We start from the raw sequence: 16723 nt of genomic DNA, 5'->3' as shown, positions 1-16723 counted from the left end.
CCGCTTACGGGGCGGGGGTCGTGTCAGCGGGCGGTTCGCTCGCCGGCGGTTCGCTCGCCGGCGGTTCGCTCGCGGGAGTCGTCGGGTCCGGAGCCGGGGTGGTCGTGGTCGGGTCCGGCGCCGGCGTGGTCGTGGTCGGGTCCGGCGCCGGCGTGGTCGTGGTCGGGTCCGGAGCCGGGGTGGTCGTGGTCGGGTCCGGCGCCGGGGTGGTCGTGGTCGGGTCCGGAGCCGGGGTGGTCGTGGTCGGGTCCGGTGCCGGCGTGGAGGTCCCCGGCGCCGGGGTGCTGGTTCCCGGCGCGGGGGTGTTCGAACCCGTCCCGCCACCACTCGGCTGCGTCGGCTGCGACGACGACGGCTTCCCCGAGGTCGCCGACTGGCTCGCGGCAGGCTTCGGCTGCTCGGGCGGGCGCACGGCGGCGTTCCGCTCAGCCGCCTGCTTGCGGGCGTTGGTCGCCTTCGGCTTGTTCTCGGTCGAGCTCCGGTCCTGCCTCGCCTGCGGAGCCGCCGGCTCCTGGGCCGCGGCGATCGGGTCGGACGTCTGCAACTCGTCCGCGGCGGCCGGCGACGGCGTGAGTTCCACGTCCACCCACTCGCGCAGGTTCTCGGTGCTGGCGGCGGCGTCGAACGTGCCGGCGCCGAGGCCCCCGGCGCTGGCGAAGACCAGCCCGGTCGCGATGACGAGGGCACCGGCCCCCGCGGCCGCGACGGCGGGCACGCGCTGGTACCAGCGGCGCGCAGCCTTCCGCTCCGCAGGACCCGCCGGGTCGAACACGGCGAGATCGGTCGTGGCGGCAGCCGCGGCATCCGTCGTCGCCAACGCGCCGGCAGCAGCGGCGCCGACCGGGACCAGCGCGAGCGTCGCGACCGACTCATCCGCGGTGACCGGCACGAGGGCGCGGGCGGCGCCGAGGGCGATGGAGGACTTCGGGTCGGCGTCGATCGCGATCGGCCGGTCGAGTCGCTCGGACAGGCGCTCGGCCACGAGCGGGATGCGCGACGAGCCGCCGATGAGGAGGATGCTCTCGAGCGCGTCGGGCTCGAGCCCCGCCGAGTCCAGTCCGTCTTCGAGGGTGTCGATCGTGCGCTCGATCGAGCCGTCGATCATCTCCTCGAACTCCTGGCGCGTCAGCCGCACGCTCGTCGCTCCTGAGGGGAGCAGCACGGGCACGGTGACGTCGGAGTCGAACGACAGCGCTTCTTTGGCCTCGACGCACTCCCGGCGCAGCTGCGCCAGCGCGAGACGGATGTCGGGGTCGGTGTCGTCGAGGTCGGTCTCGGCGACACCCGAGGAGCGCAGCACGTGACGGAACACGGCGTCGTCGAAGTCGGCGCCGCCGAGATTGTCGATGCCGACGGGGATTCCGACCGGGGCGAACGAGCCGTCGGCGCTCTTGCGCAGGACGACGGAGTCGAAGGTGCCGCCGCCGAGGTCGTAGACGGCGAGCGCCTGACCGGGCTCCATCGTGCGGCCCGACTCGTAGTGACGGGCGGCCGCCTCGGGCTCGGTGATGAGGTGGACGTCCTTGACGCCGAGCTTGTCGAGCGCCGAGAGGATCAGGCCGATGCGGTGCGGGCCCCACGCGGTGGGGTGGGTGAGCATCACCGCGGCGGGGCGGGAGCCCTCGCGCTCGACGACCGCGTCGACGACCGCCGACACCGTGTGCGCCCAGAGCTTCTCGGCCGGGATCGACCGTCCGCCGGCGACCACCGGCACATCGTCGCCGATGCTGCGTTTGAACTCGCGCACGAGCCGGTCGGGCTGCGTGATGCCGCGCCGCTCGGCGGCGTCGCCGATCAGCAGTTCGCCGTCATCGGCGACGAACACCACCGTGGCGGCGCTGTCGTTGCGGCGACCGAGCGGGAACGGTGCCGCGACGATGCTGCCGTCCGGCGCGGTACGCGCCGTTGCCGCAGCGATCCGCGTCGTTCCGACGTCGATCCCCAGAAAATACGTAGCCCCAGTAGCCAAGTTCTCATCTCCCCCAACAGAGTCGATCCCGGAACCTCCCCAGGTTCCAGCCCCAATCCGACTCATCAGCCGCGTTACTCCGCATCGAGTGGTCTCGACATCGAGAGCGGCGTCCTACTTCGGATGATACACACCACGCTGGACCATTAGTAGGGCAGTCGGGCGACCGTTTCCCCGATCGTCAGGAACTGCTACTGTTCGCGGTCCGAATCTGGCACTCACGTTGCATGAGTGCCAGCGATTTGCCTACACTGGATTAGCACTCTCAAGGTGTGGGTGCTAACCAGTCTTCATCTCAAGAAAGAAGAGGTAGACCGTGACGGTTTCCACTCAGGTTTCCATCAAGCCGCTCGAGGACCGCATCGTCATCAAGCAGGTCGAGGCCGAGCAGACCACCTCGAGCGGTCTGGTCATCCCCGACACCGCCAAGGAGAAGCCCCAGGAGGGCGAGGTCGTGGCCGTCGGCCCCGGTCGCATCGACGACAACGGCAACCGCGTCCCGCTCGACGTCGCCGTCGGCGACCGCGTGATCTACTCCAAGTACGGCGGCACCGAGGTCAAGTTCGGCGCGGACGAGTTCCTCGTCCTCTCCGCTCGCGACGTGCTGGCGGTCGTCGTCCGCTGAGTTCGCTCCAGCGACACCGCTCCACGGGGGTCGGATGCTCAGGCATCCGGCCCCCGTTTCGCGCGCCGGGCAAGCCACAGATCTCCGATCGGCCCGGCGAACATCCTCCGCCTCGCGCGTAGGCTGAGCCGGTGACGCGCGAGACGACCGAGAGAAGCACCACCACCTCGGATCCGACGCGCGAGCGCACCCTCGGCGCGGTGTACGCCCTCGCCGCCTACCTCATCTGGGGCTTTCTGCCTCTCTACTTCCTGCTGCTCGAGCCGACGGGCGCCTTCGAGGTCGTCGCCTGGCGCATCCTGCTGTCGCTGGTCTTCTGCGTCCTGCTTCTCGCGATCACGCGGGGCTGGGGCAAGTTCCTCGTCATCCTCCGCACCCGGCGGCTGCTGCTGTGGACGGCGGTCGCCGGCATCCTCATCTACATCAACTGGCAGGTCTTCCTCATCGCCGCCCTCACCGGCCACGTGATCGAGACGAGCCTCGGCTACTTCATCAACCCCATCGTCACAGTGCTGCTCGGCGTCGTCGTGCTGCGCGAGCGCCTGCGCATCACCCAGTGGGTCGCCCTCGCGATCGCGGCCGTCGCGTGCATCGTGATCGCCGTGGGCTACGGCGCCTTCCCCTGGATCGCGCTGTCGCTGGCGTTCTCGTTCGGGCTCTACGGGCTGGTGAAGAAGCAGATCGGCCCCGCGGTCGACGCCGTGAGCGGTCTGACGCTCGAGACCCTGTGGCTCACCCCTGTCGCGATCGCCGTTCTCGTGAGCGTCGGCCTCACCTCGGGCATCACGTGGGGAACGGCGGGCGTGGGGCACGCGGTGCTGCTCTTGATGGCGGGTGTCGTGACCGCCACACCGCTCCTCTTCTTCGCCGCCGGTGCCCGGCGCGTGCCGCTCAGCCTCATCGGACTGCTGCAGTTCCTGGCGCCGATCCTGCAGTTCCTCACCGGTGCGTTCCTGCTGGGGGAGCCGATGCCGCTCGAGCGGTGGATCGGGTTCAGCCTGGTCTGGATCGCCCTCGTCGTGCTGACGGTCGATTCGATCCGTCACGCCCGCCGCGGGGTGTCGGATGTCGGCGCCGTGACCTGAGCTCTCAGCCGAGCCAGTCGGCCAGTCGGGTGGGGGCGAGCCAGGCGCCCTCGGCGGGGAGCAGCTCGCTCCGGTCGATCAGCGCGCCGAAGTACTGGGCTTCGGGATCGGCCAGGACGGGTCGCGCGTCCCCTGTCGCGGCGAGGCACCGCGAGACGAAGTCCGCCAGCGTCATCACCTCCGGGCCGGCGATCTCGGCGGCGTCGCGGGTCGGCGACTGATCCACCAGACCCGCGAGCACCGCGGCGACGTCGTCACCCGCGATCGGCTGCACGTCCGCGTCGGCGACGCGCGCGGCATCCGTTCCGCCCGCGCGCGCCTGCGCGCCGATCTGCGCTCCGAACTCGAAGAACTGCGTCGCCCGCACGACCGAGAACGGCGCACTCTCTTCGCGGAGGATGGCCTCGCCGTGCGCCTTCGCCCGATAGAACGGGATCGGCTGCGGAACGCGCTCGGTGCCGACCGCCGACAGAGCGACATGATGGATGACGCCCGCCCGCGCCTCCGCGGCGACGAGAGTGCGCGTCGCCAGGTCGAAGTGCCGCCAGACCGCGTCAGGGTCGTAGGTGCGCGGTTTGGACACATCGATGACGACGGATGAGCCGGCGAGGGCGGCGTCCAGCCCCGCTCCCGTGACGAGGTCGACGCCTGTGGAAGGGGATGCGGCGCGGACGTCGTGCCCGGCGGTGCGCAGCCGCGCGACGACCTTGCGTCCGATAAGCCCGGTGCCGCCGATGACCGTGATGCGTGCCACGGGTGTCATCCTGCACCCTGATACGCGTTCCGCGCTTGCTTCTTGCACTGTGCGGCCAGGAGCGCTCTCAAGCGTTACAGATCGTTAACGAACGGCAACATTGTCGAGACGGGATCGCGATTAGGTTTGTCCCACTGGAAGCGGCTTTCCCGAGCCGTTTCGCACCCTTACACAGCAAGGAGCAACATGAGCGTCTTCACTCGCTCGCGCAAGCGCACCATCCTCGGTGCCGTCGCGCTCGCAGGCGCCAGCGCCCTCGTCCTCGCCGGATGTTCCGGCGGCGGCGGAGACACCGGCGGCGACAGCAGCGCCGAGCCCTCGGCCGCGGCACCCGGCGAGGAACTCGCCCTGAAGATCGGTACCGCGCTGCCGCAGACCGGTAACCTCGCCTTCCTCGGCCCGCCGGAAGAAGCCGGTGTCGGCTACGCCGCATCGCAGATCAACGAGGTCTCGGACGAGACCGGGCTCTCGATCGACGTCGTCTACGGCGACTCTGGCGACACCGACAACAAGGCCTATGAGACCGAGATCCCGCGTCTGCTCGGTGAAGACGTCGCGGCCATCATCGGTGCGGCCTCGTCGGGCACCTCGCTGCAGTTCATCGACCAGGTCGTGGGCGCAGGCGTCATCCAGTTCTCGCCGGCCAACACCTCCGACGCATTCACGTCGTACGACGACAACGGTCTGTACTTCCGCACCGCTCCGTCGGACGTGCTCCAGGGCGAGGTGCTCGGCAACCTCATCGCCGAGGACGGCAACCAGACGCTCGGCATGATCGTCCTGAACGACTCGTACGGCACCGGCCTCGCCGGCTACGTCACCGAGGCGTTCGAGGCGGCCGGCGGCGAGGTCGTGGCGGCACCGACGTACAACACCGGTGACACGAACTTCGACGCGCAGATCTCCGAGGTGCTCGCCGCCGACCCCGACGCGATCGCCCTGATCACGTTCGAAGAGGTCACGACGATCCTCCCGGGCCTGCTGGGCTCGTTCCCCGCCGACAAGCTGTACTTCGTCGACGGCAACCTGTCGGACTTCAGCGACGACGGCCTCGAGCCCGGTGCGCTGACCGGCGCGAAGGGCACCCTGCCGGGTCTCTCGATCGACTCGATCGGTGACTTCACCGCCTCGCTCGACGAGTGGGTCGCGGCCGAGGGCCTTCCCGAGCTGACCGAGTACAGCTACGCCGCCGAGTCGTTCGACGCGGTCGTGCTGCTGGCGCTCGCGTCGCTCGCGGCGGGTTCGACCGACTCCGCAGCGATCGCCGAGAACCTCATCACGGTCTCGGGTGGCGACGGTGATGGCGAGAAGTGCACCAGCTACGCGGAGTGCGCCGACATCATCCTCGGTGGCGGCACGGCCGACTACGACGGCATCTCCGGCCCGATCACCTTCGACGAGGTCGGCGACCCGACCGAGGCGTCGATCGGCATCTACCAGTACGGCGAGGACAACACCTACTCGGCGTACGAGGGCTGATCCAGCCTGAGGATCGCAACGGGCCCCGGAGTCTTCGACTCCGGGGCCCGTGTCCGTTTGCGCGCGAGTGTGCACGCGTCGCGTGCAGGGGTGCACACGCTGCGCGCGGGGGTGGACGCGATGCGGACGGGGGCGCACTCGTCCGCGCAGCGAGGAGGACTGGGTAGAGGCGTTGGGTGTGGCGCAGATGGTCGACTTCGTCGCCTCGGCGCGACCAGTTGCGCCACCTCGCTCCGCCCGCTGCAGGGAGGTGGCGCCATTGGTCGGCTCGGGCGCTTCTACCCGACCATATGCGCCACCTCAATGCGAACGCCCGCAGGAAGGTGGCGCGAATGGTGACCTTGGGTGCCGCAACCTGACCATATGCACCCCCTCGATCAGGGCGACGGCGACGGCGTCGGCGAACGCGGGTGCAGCGCAGGTGTGAAGGTGGCGCGAATGGTGACCTCGGGCCGCCTCAACCCGACCATATGCGCCCCCTCGATCAGGCGCGGGGGTGGGGGTGTGGCGCCGGCAGGCGCGGGGGTGGGCGCGTGGCGCCGGCAGGCGCGGGGGTGGGGGTGTGGCGCCGGCAGGCACGGGGGTAGGCGCGTGGCGCCGGCAGGCAGGCAGGTGGTTGCGTGGCGCCAGCAGGCGCAGCGCGTGGGGCAGATCTGGCGCAGGCGCGCGGCAGCGACCCGCGTCAGGCGCCGAGCGTGCCGAGGTAGAGCTCGGTGACCTTGGGGTCGTTCAGCAGTTCGCGTCCGGTGCCCGTGTAGGCGTCGCGTCCCTGGTCGAGGACGTATCCGCGGTCGCAGATCTGCAGGCAGCGGCGTGCGTTCTGCTCCACCATGATGCAGGTCACGCCGGCCTTGTTGATCTCGGAGACGCGGATGAACGCCTCGTCCTGCCTCACGGGCGACAGGCCCGCCGACGGCTCGTCGAGGAGAAGCACCTTGGGGTTCATCATCAGCGCGCGGCTCATCGCCACCATCTGGCGCTCACCGCCCGAGAGCGACCCGGCGCGCTGCTTGAGCCGCTTGCCGAGCTCGGAGAAGATGCCGGTGACGAACTCCAAGCGCTCCTTGTAGGCGCTCGGACGCTGATAGAGCCCCATCTGCAGGTTCTCTTCGATGGTGAGGCTGGGGAAGACGTTGTTCGTCTGCGGGATGAAGCCGACCCCACGCGCGACGAGCTTGTTGGCCTTGAGACCCGTGATGTCGTCGCCCTCGAGCGTGACGGTGCCCTGGCGGACGTTCACCTGCCCGAAGATGGCCTTCAGCAGCGTGGACTTGCCCGCGCCGTTCGGCCCGATGATGCCGATGAGCTCGCCCTGATGGGCGACCAGCGAGCATCCATTCAGGATGTTCACGCCGGGAAGGTACCCGGCGTGGACATCGTCGACGAAGACGACGGGCGTTCCGGTGGACGTGGTCGCGCCGGTCTCGGTCGGGGTGCTCACTTGTGCTCCTCCTGCTGCTCTTCCTCGGCCAGGCCCTCGTCGACGAGCGTCTGCGCGCTGAACGACGCCGAGGCCGCGGCATCCGTCCCCGCATCCGCCTCGACGACGGGAATGCGGCCTGTGACGACACCGAGATCGAGCTCCTGGTGCGCTCCGAGATAGGCATCGATGACCGCGGGGTTCTGCATGACGGATGTCGGGTCGCCTTCGGCGACGATGCGGCCCTCGGCCATGACGACCACCCAGTCCGCGATGTGACGGACCATGTGCATGTCGTGCTCGACGAAGAGCACCGTCATCCCCTCGTCCTTGAGGTCGAGGATGTGGTCGAGGAGCGACTGGGTCAGCGCCGGGTTCACGCCGGCCATCGGCTCGTCGAGCATGACCAGCGTCGGCTCGGTCATGAGGGCGCGCGCCATCTCGAGGAGCTTCCGCTGCCCGCCCGAGAGGCTCGCGGCGAAGTCGGCCGACTTGGCGTCGAGCTTGAACTTCTTCAGCAGCACCTCGGCGCGCTTCTCGATCTCGGCATCCTGCTTGCGCCACAGGGGCGGGAACAGCGAGGCCCAGAACTTCTCCCCGCGCTGCCCGGTCGCACCGAGCTTCATGTTCTCCATGACGGTGAGGAGCCCGAGGGCCTTGGTCAGCTGGAAGGTGCGGACGAGCCCCATCCGCGAGACACGGTAGGCCGGGATGCCGGAGAGGTCCTTCCCCTCGTAGCTCCAGGTACCCGCGTTGGGCTTGTCGAAGCCGGTCAGCAGGTTGAACAGGGTGGTCTTGCCGGCGCCGTTGGGACCGATGAGCGCCGTGATGGCGCCGCGCGGGATCTCGAGGTGATCGACGTCGACGGCGTTGACACCGCCGAACGAGCGCTGCACGCCGTCGGCGACGAGGATCGGATCGACCTTGGCCACCCCGGGCTTGACCTCGCCGACGTGAAGACCGGTGGTCTTCGCGCGCGGCGTCGGGGCGGCCATGGGATCGGAGGTGTTATCGGACAAAGGTCAGCTCCTTCTTGTTGCCGAGGATGCCCTGCGGCATGAAGATCACGAGGAGCATGAGCGCGACGCCCACGATGATGAAGCGCAGCGTCCCCGCCTGGATCTGGGTCATGAAGGGAAGGATGCCCGCCGACACCAGCGCCGGGAGGACGTTGGAGAGGAACGTCTGGAGCACCCAGAAGATCAGCGATCCGAGGAGCGGGCCGAACACGGTCGCCGCGCCGCCCAGCAGGAGCGCCGTCCACACGAAGAACGTCAGCGAGGTCACGTACACGCCGGGGCTGACCGCCGACGGCAGGGCGTACACGATGCCGCCGGCCGCGGCGAGCACACCGCCGAGCACCAGGGACTGCATCTTGTACGAGAACACGTTCTTGCCGAGCGCACGCACGGCGTCCTCGTCCTCGCGGATGCCCTTGATCGTGCGGCCCCAGGGGCTGCGCGTGAGCATCCACACCACCAGCACGGCGAAGGCCAGGGTCAGCAGGCCCATGATCCGCACCCACCACTGGGTCTCGTTGTAGGTGAAGGGTCCGAACCCGTAGGTGCCGTCGGGGATGGGGTTCGCACCACGGAAGCTCGTGTGATATCCGCTGAGCCCGTCGGCCGAGCCGGTGACCTCGTCGAAGGCGGTGGTGAGGAAGAGCAGTCGCACCACCTCGGCCGCAGCGATGGTGACGATCGCCAGATAGTCACCGCGCAGGCGCAGGGTCGGTATACCCAGGATGACGGCGAAGACGGCCGACGCGACGAGACCGAGGAGCGCGGCGAGCCACCACTCGAGTCCGAAGGTGAGCACGCCGATCGCGTAGCCGTATGCCCCGATCGCCATGAACCCGGCGATACCCATGTTGATGAGGCCGGTGTACCCGAAGTGCACCGCGAGACCGAGCGCTGCGAGCGCGTAGCCGATGGTCGCCGGACTCAGGATCGAGGAGGCGGAGTTTGAGAGGATCTGCAGCCAGTCCATTGCCGGGCCCTAACCTATTCTCTCTCGCCGGCCCAGGATTCCCTGTGGTCGGAAGAGCAGGATCACGATGAGGATGAACAGCGCGCTGGCGTACTTGAGGTCGGACGGGATCCACAGGCTCGAGACCTCGACGACGATGCCGACGATGATCGCGCCGACGAGCGCGCCGTACGCGGTGCCGAGGCCGCCGAGGATCACCGCGGCGAACATCAGCAACAGAATCTGCGCTCCCATGTCCCAGCGGATGCCGGGACGGTAATACGCGTACAGGATGCCGGCGAGGCCGGCGAGGGCGCCGGCGAGGATCCAGACGATGCGGACGACGAAGTCCACGTCGATTCCGGATGCCGCTGCCAGCGACGGATTGTCCGAGATCGCCCGGGTCGCCTTGCCGATCCGCGACCGGGTCAGCCACAGCGCGAAGGCGACGATGACGACGATGCAGATGGCCAGGGACGCGAGGTCGATGACGCTGAGCTCCACGGTGCCGAAGAGCGGGATCCGCGGGGCGTTGGAGCCCGGCAGCTGGATCGTGCCACCGCCGATGAAGAACTGGAACGTGTAGCGCATCGCGAGCGACAGACCGATCGAGACGATCATCAGCTGCACGATGCCCACGCGCCTTCGCCGCAGCGGTCGCCAGAGCGCCATGTCCATCACGAGGCCGAGGACGGCGCTGAGCACCACGGCGACGGGGAAGCCGAGCCACCACGGGAGGGCGAGGCTCGCAGGCCCCACGAGCGCGGCCGCGATCACCGCACCGAACGTGACCATCTCGCCGTGCGCGAAGTTCGAGATGCCGGTGGTGCCGTAAACCAGCGAGAGGCCGATGGCCGCAAGCGCCAGCATGAGTCCGAAACTCAGCCCCTGGATGATGCGCTGGACGAACTGGTCGAAGAAGCCGGTGACGTTGCGCTCGCCCTCGCCGATGAAGAAGTTGACCGTCGCGCGGCCGCCCTGCCCCATCTCGACTTCCTTGATGTTGGGGGAGTCGTCCTCGGGGTCGACCACGGCGATGCCCTCGGGCAGGGTCTCCTCGTCGAGGGTGACGGTGTAGGTCTCTCCTCGCTCGGGGACCCCCACACGCCACTGGCCGTTCGCGTCGGTCTCGACCTCCTGCTCACCGCCGGGCCCGTCGATGACGAGCCGCACACCCTCGAGGGGTTCGCCGTCGAGCTGGACGTTTCCGCTGATGCGGTAGGGATTCTCCGCGTCGGTGGCGAAAGCGGGCACGGATGACACGAAGATGCCCATGAGCATCAGGAACAGGGCGATGATCGCGGGGACCGCCCTGCGTCTCGTCCGCTGAGCCGCAGCGATGGTGGGACTCACAGATCCTCCAGTCCGGCGCCAATACCGACATCGGGGTGCATCGGCATTGATGAACGGTATGAGCGTAATGTGTCGGGCGTGTTTCACCTACGAACCGACTTGGCATGTGTAAAGCGTGCGGGTCGAGCATAAGTGACCGATCGGTCGGAATAGGCCACGGCCTCTCGCGTTTAGAATCAGCACACCCCCTCTCGCGCAGGAGCCCCCATGGAAAACGATCCCTTCGGCTTCGTCGGTCTCACGTATGACGACGTGCTGCTGCTTCCCGGCCACACCGATGTCATCCCGAGCGAGGCGGACACCTCCTCACGCGTGACGCGGCGGATCACGGTCGCGACCCCGCTCCTCTCGAGCGCGATGGACACCGTCACCGAGGCCCGCATGGCGATCGCCATCGCGCGCGAGGGCGGGATCGGCATCATCCATCGCAATCTCTCCATCGAGGAGCAGGCGGCCATGGTGGACCGGGTGAAGCGGAGCGAGTCGGGGATGATCTCCGACCCCATCACCACCACCCCCGACACCACGATCGAAGAGGTCGACGCGCTGTGCGCGAAGTACCGCATCTCGGGCCTGCCGGTCATCGACACCGAGGGGCACCTGGTCGGCATCGTCACCAACCGCGACATGCGCTTCGTGTCGGGTTTCGAGCGCCAGACGACCCTGGTGAAGGACGTGATGACCACCGAGGGTCTCGTCACCGGGCGGGTCGGCATCGGGGCGAACGAGGTCATCGCGCTCTTCGCCAAGCACCGGGTGGAGAAGCTGCCGCTCATCGATGACGACGGCACGCTCGCCGGCCTCATCACCATCAAGGACTTCGACAAGAGCGAGAAGTACCCCCTCGCCACCAAGGACGAGCAGGGTCGCCTCCGGGTCGGCGCCGCCATCGGGTTCTTCGGCGACGCGTGGCAGCGCGCCGAGGCGCTGCGCGACAAGGGTGTGGACGTGCTGGTCGTCGACACCGCCAACGGCCAGTCGGCCGGGGTCATCGACATCGTGCGCCGCCTCAAGGCCGACCCCTCGTTCGCGGGCGTCGACGTCATCGGCGGCAACGTCGCGACGCGAGAGGGCGCGCAGGCGCTCATCGACGCCGGCGTGGACGCCGTGAAGGTCGGCGTGGGGCCGGGCTCGATCTGCACCACGCGGGTCGTCGCCGGGGTGGGCGTGCCGCAGGTGACCGCGATCTACGAGGCATCCCTCGCCGCCCGCGCAGCGGGCGTGCCCATCATCGCCGACGGCGGCCTGCAGTACTCGGGCGATATCGCCAAGGCCCTCGTCGCCGGCGCCGACACCGTCATGCTCGGGTCGCTCCTTGCGGGCACCGACGAGTCGCCGGGCGAGATCGTCTTCCAGAGCGGCAAGCAGTTCAAGCAGTACCGCGGCATGGGGTCGCTCGGTGCGCTGCAGACACGGGGCAAGAAGACGTCCTACTCCAAAGACCGCTACTTCCAGGCCGACGTGCCCACCGACGACAAGCTCATCCCCGAAGGCATCGAGGGGCAGGTGCCCTACCGCGGCCCGGTGTCGGCGGTGGCGTATCAGCTGGTCGGGGGCCTGCGCCAGTCGATGTTCTACGTCGGCGCGCGCACCATCGACGAGCTCAAGGCCAAAGGCAAGTTCGTGCGGATCACTCCCGCGGGGCTCAAGGAGTCGCACCCCCACGACGTCCAGATCGTCGTGGAGGCGCCGAACTACAAGCGCTGAGCCTGCCCGGGCGTACGCCCCGCCACAGAATCGCCCGATGGCCTCGCCGCCGCGCGCTCGCCCCTGCCGGTGGCCGCCGCTACCCTGGCGGGGTGATCAGGACCCGGTCCCACCCCGCGGCAACGGTCGGCGCGACGCGCCTGGCGGCCTTCACCGACGGGGTGTTCGCCATCGCCGCGACACTGCTGGTGCTCGATCTCACCACCCACGCGTTCGGCACGATCGAGAGCAACGACGAGATGTGGGGCGCCCTCGCGGCCATGGGCCCCCAGTTCTTCAACTTCGCCCTCAGCTTCCTGCTGCTGTGCCTGCTGTGGATGACCCACGTCGAGCAGTTCGAGTGGATCGTCCGGGCCGACGGCGTCATGATCTGGCTGAACAACGTCCGGCTGCTCTTCATCGTCGTCGTCCCCTTCGCCACGGGCCTGACCACCGAGTACTCGACATACACAGCGGGGCGCGTGCTCATGCCGATCACGTTCTTCCTGGCGATCCTCACCAGCTGGCTTCAGTGGTCGTGGGCGGTGCGCCGGCGCGCCGACCTCATGCCCGATCTTCCCGAGGCCGATGCCCGCGCCTACGGCCGCGGCGCTCTCAGCGCCGTGATCATCTCGGTCGTCGTGGTGATCGTCTCGCCGTGGGTCGGCTCGGCGGCCTTCCTGCTGTTCATCCTCGACGGGCCGCTCACCCGACTGCTGCGGGGACGCTGACCTCGGTCTCGTCGTCGATCTTCACCGCGCTGGACGCGGTCTCGCTGCGCCCGGCGGGGAGGAACAGGGCCGCCAGCGTCGCAACCCCCAGCACCGCGGCGCCCAGGAGGATCGCCGGCCGCGCGGCCGCGACGTATTCGCCGGGCACCAAGGCGCCGCCTGCGCCGACGAAGACCGCGGTCATGACCGCCGTGCCGAGCGCGACCCCGAGCTCGCGCACGGTGGAGTTGACCCCCGACGCCTTGGCGTGGTCGACGAGCCCGAGGGTCGCCAGCAGCGCCGTCGCCGACGGGGCGAAGACGAGTCCCATCCCCACCCCCGCCATGATGAAGGGCGCCACGAGCGTCGCGTACGCCACATCGGATGACATCACCGCGGCGATCCACGCCAGCGCACCGCCCTGCAGCGCGAGGCCGCTGACGAGCAACAGGCGCGTGCCGACACGGGGCGCGATGAACCCGGCGATCGGCGCGACGATCATCGGGGCGAGGGTCCACGGCGTCGTCTGCAGCGCGGCCTCGAGCGGGGTCGAGCCCTGTTCGACCTGCAGGAACTGGATCAGCAGGAACACCGCGCCGAACGTGCCGAAGCTGAACGCGAATCCGACGAGGTTCGTCACCGAGAACGACCGGTCGCGGAAGAGCCGGAGCGGGATGAGGGGCGCGGCCGACCGAGCCTGCCAGAGGACGAACGCGAGGAGAAGGATGCCGCCGAGGGCGAGTTCGCCGATGACTCCGATCGTGTCCCACCCGTCGTCGTTCGCCCGCACGATCGCGTGGACGAGAGCGAGCACCCCGGCGGCGGCCAGGAGCGCGCCCCACAGGTCGATGCGCTCCCGCGCGCCGCGGTCGTTCGGCAGCACGAGGAGGGCGAGGGGGATAGCGACGAGGGCGACCGGAACGTTGATCCAGAAGATCGCCTGCCACGACCAGCCCTCCATGATCGCCCCGCCCACGAGCGGACCGACCGCGACCCCGAGCCCCGAGACCCCGCCCCAGATGCCGATCGCGAGCGGTCGGCGTGCGGGCGCGACCGCTCCGCTGAGGAGCGCGAGCGAGAGCGGCAGCACCGCGGCCCCGCCGAGCCCCTGGATCGCCCGGGCGACGATCAGCTGCCCGGGGTCGGTGCTGAGGGCGGCCAGGACCGAGCCGAGCCCGAACACGCCGATGCCGATGGCGAAGACGGTCCGGCGGCCGAAGCGGTCGCCGAGAGCCGCGGCGACGAGGATCGCGCTGGCGAACACGAGCGTGTAGGCGTTGACGAACCACTGCAGCTCCTCCACGCTCGCCCCCATTTCGCGGCTCAGCACGGGAAGGGCGTTGGTCATGACGAGGTTGTCGAGGGTCGCCATGAACATCGGCAGGGATGCCGCGGCGAGGACGAGCGCGAAAGGTCGACGGGACATCGGGACTCCTTGGTTGTAATCGGATGATTACTTACTGAAGGACAATGTAGTAATCGACTGATAACATGTCAACATGGTTTCCCCTTCGACGAAGACGTCACCCGTTCCGGCGCGCCGGATGAGCTCGGACGAGCGCCGCGAGCAGATCGTCGCCGCGGCCATCGCGATCTTCGGGGCGCGCGGGTACGAGGGAACGACGACCGACGATGTCGCGCGCGCGGCCGGCGTCAGCCAGCCCTACGTGGTGCGGCTGTTCGGGTCGAAGGAGAGCCTGTTCCTCGCCGCGCTCGCCGCGTCATCCGATGCCCTGATGGCCGCGTTCCGTGACGCCCTCGCCGACCAGGCATCCGATCGCGAACTCCCGCAGCGGATCGGCGACGCCTACATCCAGCTGGTGAGCGTGCGGGGGCTGCACCAGACCCTCTCGCACGCGTGGCTGCTCGGCAGTCATCCGGTCATCGGGCCCGCCGCCCGCACGATCTTCGCCGACGTGTGGCAGTTCTTCCGGGAAGAGGTCGGGTTCTCGGCCGACGAGGCGAGCACCTTCCTCGCGCAGGGGATGCTCATCAACGTCATGATCGGGATGCGACTGGTCGACGACTACGACACCGACGCGCGGATCGCGGAGCTGATGCAGACGTGCTTCCCCTCCAAGCTCCCGCAGATCCTCGACGTCGCCCCCCGCGCCGACGAACCCTGGTGACCGGAGCGGGGCGGGCGTATCCTCGCTCGCATGTGTCGGAACATCCACACCCTCCACAACTTCGAGCCCGCCGCCTCGTCGGACGAGGTGCACGCCGCCGCCCTCCAGTACGTGCGGAAGATCGCCGGGACGACGAAACCGTCGAAGGCCAACCAGGAGGCCTTCGATCGCGCCGTCGCCGAGATCGCCCACGTCACCCAGCACCTGCTCGATGACCTCGTGACCACCGCCCCGCCGAAGAACCGCGACGAGGAGGCGGCCAAGGCCCGCGCCCGCGCGGTGGCCTCGGGCCGGTACCAGGTCGCCTGAGCCGGGCAGCCCCCGCGGCCCCGTCAGACCCGGCGGGTAGGCTGGGACGGTGACCATGGAGATGGAGATCGGCCGCGCCAAGCGCGCTCGCCGCGCCTACACGTTCGACGACATCGCCGTCGTGCCCTCCCGGCGCACGAGGAACCCCGAGGACGTCTCGACGGCGTGGTCGATCGACGCCTACCAGTTCGACATCCCGGTCCTGGGCGCCCCGATGGATTCCGTCGTGAGTCCCCGGACGGCGATCATGCTCGGCCAGCTCGGCGGCCTCGGCGTGCTCGATCTCGAAGGCCTGTGGACCCGGTACGACGACCCCGAGCCGCTCCTCGCCGAGATCGCGAGCCTCCCCGATGCCGCCGCCACCCGGCGCATGCAGGAGCTGTACTCCGAGCCGATCAAGCCCGAGCTCGTCCGCGACCGGCTCGCCGAGATCCGTGCGGGCGGCGTCACCGTCGCCGGCGCCCTCACCCCGCAGCGCACGGCGGACCTCTACGAGACCGTGGTCGCGGCGGGGGTCGATCTCTTCGTGATCCGGGGTACGACCGTCTCGGCCGAGCACGTGTCGAGCGTCGCCGAGCCGCTGAACCTCAAGAAGTTCATCTACGACCTCGACGTTCCGGTGATCGTCGGCGGGGCGGCGACCTACACCGCGGCCCTCCACCTCATGCGCACCGGCGCCGCGGGCGTGCTCGTCGGCTTCGGCGGGGGAGCGGCCTCGACCACGCGGGCCACCCTCGGCATCCACGCGCCGATGGCGACGGCGGTCGCCGACGTCGCCGGGGCCCGCCGCGACTACCTCGACGAGTCGGGCGGCCGGTACGTGCACGTCATCGCCGACGGCGGGGTCGGCACGTCTGGCGACATCGTCAAGGCCCTCGCGATGGGCGCCGACGCGGTCATGCTCGGCGTTGCGCTCGCCCGGGCCACCGACGCCCCCGGCGGCGGCTTCCACTGGGGCCCCGAGGCCCACCACGCCAAGCTCCCGCGCGGGCGCCGGGTCAAAGTCGACCAGGTCACCACCCTCGAGTCGATCCTCTACGGCCCCGCCCCGGTGGCCGACGGCACCGCGAACCTCATCGGGGCGCTGAGGAAGTCCATGGCGACCACCGGCTACTCCGACCTCAAGGAGTTCCAGCGCGTCGAGGTCGTCGTCGCGCCCTACCCGCAGTGATGACCCAGCCCGCCCCACTGCCGCCGCCGGCTCCGCCGCAGGAGTTCCCGCCGACCCTCCGCGAG

Annotated in this window: 15 protein-coding genes; 8 read left to right on the top strand and 7 right to left on the bottom strand. The window is 69.5% G+C overall.

What is annotated here, in order from left to right; all coding sequences use genetic code 11:
* Window positions 1-4: 4 nt before the first annotated feature.
* Window positions 5-1969: an Hsp70 family protein gene (locus T9R20_RS13595; RefSeq protein ID WP_322409840.1), complete on the bottom strand. Its 1965-nt coding sequence runs from the start codon at window positions 1967-1969 to the stop codon at window positions 5-7.
* A 316-nt stretch (window positions 1970-2285) separates the two neighbouring features.
* On the opposite strand from T9R20_RS13595, the gene groES reads away from it, so the two are divergent.
* Both groES and rarD read left to right on the top strand, forming a co-directional pair.
* Window positions 2286-2594: a co-chaperone GroES gene (groES, locus tag T9R20_RS13590; RefSeq protein ID WP_322409839.1), complete on the top strand. Its 309-nt coding sequence runs from the start codon at window positions 2286-2288 to the stop codon at window positions 2592-2594.
* Between the two features lie 131 nt (window positions 2595-2725).
* The gene (rarD, locus tag T9R20_RS13585; RefSeq protein ID WP_322409838.1) at window positions 2726-3679 is read left to right on the top strand and encodes an EamA family transporter RarD; all 954 of its coding nucleotides are present in this window, start codon (window positions 2726-2728) and stop codon (window positions 3677-3679) included.
* 4 nt (window positions 3680-3683) lie between these two features.
* On the opposite strand, the gene T9R20_RS13580 is transcribed toward rarD, so the two are convergent.
* The gene (locus T9R20_RS13580) at window positions 3684-4433 is read right to left on the bottom strand and encodes an SDR family oxidoreductase (protein WP_322409837.1); all 750 of its coding nucleotides are present in this window, start codon (window positions 4431-4433) and stop codon (window positions 3684-3686) included.
* A 186-nt stretch (window positions 4434-4619) separates the two neighbouring features.
* On the opposite strand from T9R20_RS13580, the gene T9R20_RS13575 reads away from it, so the two are divergent.
* Window positions 4620-5912, top strand: a complete 1293-nt coding sequence (locus T9R20_RS13575) for an ABC transporter substrate-binding protein (protein ID WP_322409836.1) — start codon at window positions 4620-4622, stop codon at window positions 5910-5912.
* A gap of 682 nt (window positions 5913-6594) precedes the next feature.
* Here T9R20_RS13575 and T9R20_RS13570 read toward each other — a convergent pair.
* The 4 genes from T9R20_RS13570 to T9R20_RS13555 are packed head-to-tail and all read right to left on the bottom strand — an operon-like array spanning window position 6595 to window position 10581.
* A complete protein-coding gene (locus tag T9R20_RS13570; RefSeq protein WP_322409835.1) occupies window positions 6595-7353 on the bottom strand; it encodes an ABC transporter ATP-binding protein in 759 nt (252 codons plus the stop codon).
* The gene (locus T9R20_RS13565; RefSeq protein WP_322412187.1) at window positions 7350-8327 is read right to left on the bottom strand and encodes an ABC transporter ATP-binding protein; all 978 of its coding nucleotides are present in this window, start codon (window positions 8325-8327) and stop codon (window positions 7350-7352) included. Before T9R20_RS13565 ends, T9R20_RS13570 begins: the two co-directional genes overlap by 4 nt.
* A 13-nt stretch (window positions 8328-8340) precedes the next feature.
* Window positions 8341-9321: a branched-chain amino acid ABC transporter permease gene (locus T9R20_RS13560; RefSeq protein ID WP_322409834.1), complete on the bottom strand. Its 981-nt coding sequence runs from the start codon at window positions 9319-9321 to the stop codon at window positions 8341-8343.
* A 9-nt stretch (window positions 9322-9330) separates the two neighbouring features.
* A complete protein-coding gene (locus tag T9R20_RS13555; RefSeq protein WP_322412186.1) occupies window positions 9331-10581 on the bottom strand; it encodes a branched-chain amino acid ABC transporter permease in 1251 nt (416 codons plus the stop codon).
* Between the two features lie 279 nt (window positions 10582-10860).
* On the opposite strand from T9R20_RS13555, the gene guaB reads away from it, so the two are divergent.
* Window positions 10861-12360: an IMP dehydrogenase gene (gene guaB, locus T9R20_RS13550; protein WP_322409833.1), complete on the top strand. Its 1500-nt coding sequence runs from the start codon at window positions 10861-10863 to the stop codon at window positions 12358-12360.
* A gap of 92 nt (window positions 12361-12452) precedes the next feature.
* Complete coding sequence (locus T9R20_RS13545) at window positions 12453-13070, top strand: TMEM175 family protein (protein ID WP_322409832.1); 618 nt, start codon at window positions 12453-12455, stop codon at window positions 13068-13070.
* Here the strand turns inward: T9R20_RS13545 and T9R20_RS13540 are convergent.
* Entirely contained in the window at window positions 13045-14475 is a 1431-nt protein-coding gene (locus T9R20_RS13540; protein ID WP_322409831.1) for an MFS transporter, read from the bottom strand. The two genes, T9R20_RS13545 and T9R20_RS13540, sit on opposite strands and share 26 nt — an antisense overlap.
* 73 nt (window positions 14476-14548) lie before the next feature.
* Between T9R20_RS13540 and T9R20_RS13535 the strand changes: the two genes are divergently transcribed.
* From T9R20_RS13535 to T9R20_RS13525, 3 genes are read left to right on the top strand one after another with little or no spacing between them, the layout of a single operon-like run.
* A complete protein-coding gene (locus T9R20_RS13535) occupies window positions 14549-15178 on the top strand; it encodes a TetR/AcrR family transcriptional regulator (RefSeq protein WP_322409830.1) in 630 nt (209 codons plus the stop codon).
* A 30-nt stretch (window positions 15179-15208) separates the two neighbouring features.
* Window positions 15209-15487, top strand: a complete 279-nt coding sequence (locus T9R20_RS13530; protein ID WP_322409829.1) for a DUF2277 domain-containing protein — start codon at window positions 15209-15211, stop codon at window positions 15485-15487.
* Window positions 15488-15542: 55 nt separating this feature from the next.
* Window positions 15543-16658 carry a GuaB3 family IMP dehydrogenase-related protein gene (locus T9R20_RS13525; protein WP_322412185.1) on the top strand — a complete coding sequence of 372 codons (1116 nt, stop codon included), beginning with the start codon at window positions 15543-15545 and terminating at the stop codon, window positions 16656-16658.
* Window positions 16659-16723: the final 65 nt, after the last annotated feature.

This window comes from Microbacterium invictum (assembly GCF_034421375.1).
Lineage (GTDB): Bacteria > Actinomycetota > Actinomycetes > Actinomycetales > Microbacteriaceae > Microbacterium > Microbacterium invictum_A.
Note: the sequence above shows the minus strand (reverse complement) of the source record. Positions and strands in the feature narration are given on the sequence as shown.